Origin of the sequence: Vibrio genomosp. F10 str. 9ZD137, from assembly GCF_049974785.1 — a bacterium.
Taxonomy (GTDB): domain Bacteria; phylum Pseudomonadota; class Gammaproteobacteria; order Enterobacterales; family Vibrionaceae; genus Vibrio.
Genome location: NZ_JBNGCJ010000178.1, coordinates 1 through 4,928 on the forward strand (window position 1 = coordinate 1; position 4,928 = coordinate 4,928).

The window sequence follows — 4,928 nt, forward strand, 5'->3', positions numbered from 1 at the left end:
TTTACAGTGTGTGTCCTTTTAATACCTGTACTTAACTGTTGAGTCATGAGCTATGGCACTCATGCTACCAAGCGCCATGAAAACCAAGAGTGTGATGTTTAGAATTAAACGTTTCATAGTGTCTCTCTACTTACTTTGGAGGGAACACAGAAAGCGCCCCTCTCAATCAATATAGTCACTATAAAGTGTGAAGTTGTAGACGGGTCAAGAGTCACGTTCAAGAAAGGCGCACTAAATTAGATTTAGAAAACACTGTGTTTTTTCGACAGAGCCCCTCTCAACATGAAGACCAAAAACTCATTATTTACATATTTATCAGAAACTTAAAACCCATAAAAAAAGTGTTATTTTTAATTTTATCTTATGAGGATCAGTTAAGGCGGAGTATTATATCATCCAAATAAGACATTGATTTCGAGGCTATATGCACATCACCAAGTTAAACCTAGTCAACTACCGTAACTTCAAGAACGTTAAGCTTCACTTTAACAAAGGTATCAACACAGTAATTGGTGAGAATGCATCAGGTAAGACTAACTTATTCCGTGCAATGAGATTACTACTTGATAACTCAATGCCTCGTTCGTCTACCAAACTGTCTGAGGATGATTTCTGTAGGTCGTTAGGTCCTTGGAGGGGACATTGGATTATTATAAGTTGTGAGTTTAGCGATATTTCTAGTGATGAAGCTAGTCAATCCCTGTTTCTCCATGGTAACGGAAATATCGACGGTGAAAATGAGGTAGTAACCAAAGCTACTTATAACTTAATATTCAGACCTAAAGCTCATGTACGCCAAGCTCTTTCAATACTTCCCGCAGGTAATGCTACAGCACTAGAAGAGTGTTTAAGCGGTGTTTCGATAGAAGACTATGAAACGGTATTAACTGGAAAAAGCACAGCTAACTTTGCTGATCCGGAGGAATATAAATCTATTGTTGGTGACTTTGATGCTATCGTTTTTCCAAGTGAATTAAACAACCCAGATGTTGGTGTACGTTTACCATATATCCTTAATATGCCTAATGAGGTATCTTTTACTTTCATTAAAGCACTGAGAGACGTGGTTTCTGATTTCCACAATAATAGAACCAACCCTGTGTTAACACTGCTAAAAAATAAGTCAGGAGAGATCTCCCCTGAAGACTTTCAACCAATAGCTGAGTTGATCAAAACATTAAATGAAAATATTGAAGGTTTGCCTGACGTCTGTGATGTTAGAGATGACATCACATCGACGGTAGGTGACACAGTTGGGGATACCTACTCACCAAACTCTATTTCTATCCGCTCAAGTTTAACTGATGATTCAGACCAGTTATTCCAATCCCTCAAACTTTTTGTTGCAGAGTCCAACGATGTGCATGAAGGTGCTATTCACGAAATGAGTTTAGGTGGCGCGAACCTTTTATACCTCACTTTGAAACTTCTAGAGTTCAAATATCAAAAAGCTAATCAATCTATCGCTAACTTCTTGTTGATTGAGGAGCCAGAAGCTCATATCCATACTCATATACAAAAGTCATTATTCGATAATATTAACTACGATAATACTCAAATCATATACTCCACTCATTCGTCACATATCTCTGAAGTTAGTAATATCAAAAATATGAACATTATTGGGCTTGTTGAAGGTAACTGTGAGGTCTTCCAGCCTGCTACGGGTCTTAGTGATCCGCAATGTGAATTTGTTCAACGCTATCTGGATGCAATTCGTAGCAACCTGTTGTTTGCGCGAAGTGTCATTTTGGTTGAAGGAGATGCGGAAGAAATCCTGATTCCAGTTCTGTTCAAAAAGGTAACAGGCCTAAGTTTAGATGAAATGGGGATAAGCCTTGTTAATATAAGAAGCACTGGATTTGAAAATATTGCGATGCTCTTTAGTGACGTACGTATTAAGAAGCGTTGTAGTATTATCACTGATCTCGATGCAACTTTTTTTGATACTACAATACTCGATGCAGATACTGATTCTGTAAAGAAAAAAAAGAAAAAGGCGCTAGGTTCTGAAGAGTCTGGGCAAACCCGAAAACTAGCACTTGATACATTCTGTACAGGTAACCAATGGCTAACTCCTTTTTACGCAGATCATACTTTTGAAGTTGATTTCATTAAATCCTCAAATAATTTATATCTAAAGAATATTGTTGAAGATGTTTATACTGATGAAGCCACAAAAGTTAAATCGAGAGAAGAACTATCGTCATCGGCGCTCGATATATCAGGGGTAAGGGCATTAACAATGGCAAATCATCAAGGTAAAGGTTGGTTTGCTATCACTCTTGCTAAAGCTATTAACTCTCGAGTAGTAATCCCAGATTACATCTTAAACGCTATTAGTTTTGCACATGGTCAATTTAAGCCTGAACTTGTTTTTAAGATACTAGATTATCGCTACCAAACAGTACTAAACCTTGTTGCTGAAGGTGAAAAGCACATGGAAAAAGCCGAAGCGGATGGAGACACAGAACTCAAAGCAAGGTGCGAAGCTTATCTATTACCGTATCAAACTGGAATCGAAACATTTGCACCTAAGTGGGAGGTGTTTGATTTATTGACTGATGATATAAATGAGATTAAATCTGAATTTATTGCTGATTTCCCAACAGGAAATAATCACTTCTTAGAAAGGATTTAATCATGTTTGCATGGGATAAAGGTGACCTCAATGATGAGCAAGTCGAGGCCATTCAGCAAACTGGTAATGTATTTCTTGAAGCATGCCCTGGAAGTGGAAAAACACGAACATTAACCTACAAAATCGCTCTTGAATTATCTACGTTGACCGATGAAAAGAAGTGGATTGTAGCAATTACATATACGAATCGTGCAGCAGATGAAATACGCGAAAGAATAGAGTTGCTAGGAGTTGAAACTTCTCAACTTTGGATCGGGACGATTCATGCTTTTTGCCTAGAATGGATTATAAAGCCTTATGGTATATATCATGAAAAGCTTAAAAATGGTTTCAAGGTAATTAATTCATATGACAGTGAAGAGCTGATAACCAATATTTGTGCTGAATTACGATCTCAACATAAGATCACCTACTATCAGTGTTCGCATTTTTATACGCCAAGAGGCATCAATATTACAGGAAGTGGTGGGAGTCTAGCTAACAGTGTTTTGGAAGCTTACCATCAACATCTTGCCGAGAATCATCAGATAGATTTTGAACAGATATTGTACTTCTCGTATGAACTTTTGAGCGATAAGGTAGCTATACCAAAGATATTATCTAATCTATTTGCTTACGTTTTTATAGATGAATATCAAGATACTAAAGAGATTCAGTACTCAATTATAGCAAGCATAATGAGAGCTAATCCTAGTAAGGTGAACACATTTATAGTTGGTGACCCAAACCAAGCTATATATACGTCATTGGGTGGCTATGCTATATCCCATACGGAACTTGAATCTTTAACTGAAGCTCCATTTACCCAAATGTCTTTGGATAAGAACTATAGAAGCTCCCGAAAAATTATCGAGTATTATCGAAATTACAATGTCAGCCCGAGTGCGACAATTGCAGAAGGCAACAATAAAAACTATCAGAGCACAATAACTTACGACCAAGTTACCCACAAAGACAATTTAATTGAACAGGTTAGCTTGTATATTGAACACAATATTAATAATTGTGAAATTCCTGAGAATGATATTTGTATTATCGCACCTTGGTGGACACACTTAGCGGCATTGACTCGGAACTTGGTTCAGCGCTTGCCTCAATATAGTTTTGACGGACCCGGCTTAGTACCATTTTCGAGGGATCTTGAGAATATCTGGTACAAGCTTACTAGAATTATTCTCACTGAGCCCTCTCCTAGTATGTATGTTAAACGCCTACGTTGGGCATCGGAAATACTATATGATTTCGAGATAGCAATGGTGTACATAGAATCTTTCACCCCGAAAGACCTCCTTAAAACCATCAACTCTATTTCAATTGATGAAGACGATGGAATTACTTATCTACGCTCTTTTTTTAGTGAGTTGTTCAAAAATTTGGGGGTTGATTATTCGCTTTATCCTATGCTTCAAGAGCACTACAAATCCTTTTTTAATAGTACCGAAGATCGAATAAGCAGACTCCTCAAAGAGAGTGAGGAATTTGCAACCGATATCGAGTCTTTTCGTCGAGCATTTAAGCCTAAAAGTGGGATCAAAGTGTCAACAATACACGGAGTAAAAGGTGGTGAATACGATACTGTAATATCGTTTGGTCTTCTTGAAGGATTAGTACCAAACTTTAACGACTCTTCAGCCGGAAGTGCTAAGAAGCTTCTTTATGTTATAGGCTCAAGGGCAAGGAAAAACCTACATCTGATTTCGGAAAGAGGAAGGATGGACTCGTACCGTTCAATTGAACGCGATTCTACAGAAGTTCTGCGATGCATTGCACATGATTATGATGATTTAATCTAGCCATTAACGAACTAGGACACAAATTATAGCTTATAGGTGTCCCATTAAGAATCAGAGCCCTCTACCCTAATTACTCCAAAACAAAAAAGGCCTCGCAATGCGAGGCCTTTGGTTTTTCTATCTATCAGAGAGATTAGTCGCGAAGTGCTGCGCCGAATTTCTCTGAGATTGAAGCTACGATAGCATCTACTGAACCAGCGATGTCTGCATCTTCAAGTGTACGCTCTACAGACTGTAGGCTAAGTGCGATAGCTAGGCTCTTCTTACCTTCTTCAACGCCTTGACCAACGTATACGTCGAACAGTTTAGCGCCTGTTAGGAATTCGCCACCCGCTGCGATACACGCTTCAACGATGTCGCCAGAAGCGACTGCTTCGTCAACAACTACTGCGATATCACGACGGTTTGCAGGGAACTTAGATACTGCTACTGCTTCTGGAAGCACGCGAGTGTTGATAGCTGCCCATTCGATTTCGAATACGATAGTACGGCCG

2 protein-coding genes and 2 pseudogenes are annotated in these 4,928 nt (G+C 38.6%); 2 read left to right on the plus strand and 2 right to left on the minus strand.

Translation table 11 applies throughout. The features are described 5' to 3' along the window. Nucleotides 1-27: 27 nt before the first annotated feature. Nucleotides 28-117, minus strand: a pseudogene (locus ACP45E_RS02310) (alpha/beta hydrolase); the annotation flags it as partial. Nucleotides 118-424: 307 nt separating this feature from the next. On the opposite strand from ACP45E_RS02310, the gene ACP45E_RS02315 reads away from it, so the two are divergent. Both ACP45E_RS02315 and ACP45E_RS02320 read left to right on the plus strand, forming a co-directional pair. Then, nucleotides 425-2,641, plus strand: coding sequence for an AAA family ATPase (locus ACP45E_RS02315; protein WP_017037989.1), 2,217 nt, complete (start codon nucleotides 425-427; stop codon nucleotides 2,639-2,641). A gap of 2 nt (nucleotides 2,642-2,643) precedes the next feature. Next, the gene (locus tag ACP45E_RS02320) at nucleotides 2,644-4,434 is read left to right on the plus strand and encodes a UvrD-helicase domain-containing protein (protein WP_017037990.1); all 1,791 of its coding nucleotides are present in this window, start codon (nucleotides 2,644-2,646) and stop codon (nucleotides 4,432-4,434) included. Nucleotides 4,435-4,567: 133 nt separating this feature from the next. Here the strand turns inward: ACP45E_RS02320 and pheT are convergent. Beyond that, nucleotides 4,568-4,928: pseudogene (gene pheT, locus ACP45E_RS02325) on the minus strand (phenylalanine--tRNA ligase subunit beta); the annotation flags it as partial.

What these genes read in the sequence shown, in the direction of transcription:
- ACP45E_RS02315 (WP_017037989.1), top strand. Translation starts at nt 425, where the DNA reads ATGCACATCACCAAGTTAAACCTAGTCAACTACCGTAACTTCAAGAAC.
- ACP45E_RS02320 (WP_017037990.1), top strand. Translation starts at nt 2,644, where the DNA reads ATGTTTGCATGGGATAAAGGTGACCTCAATGATGAGCAAGTCGAGGCC.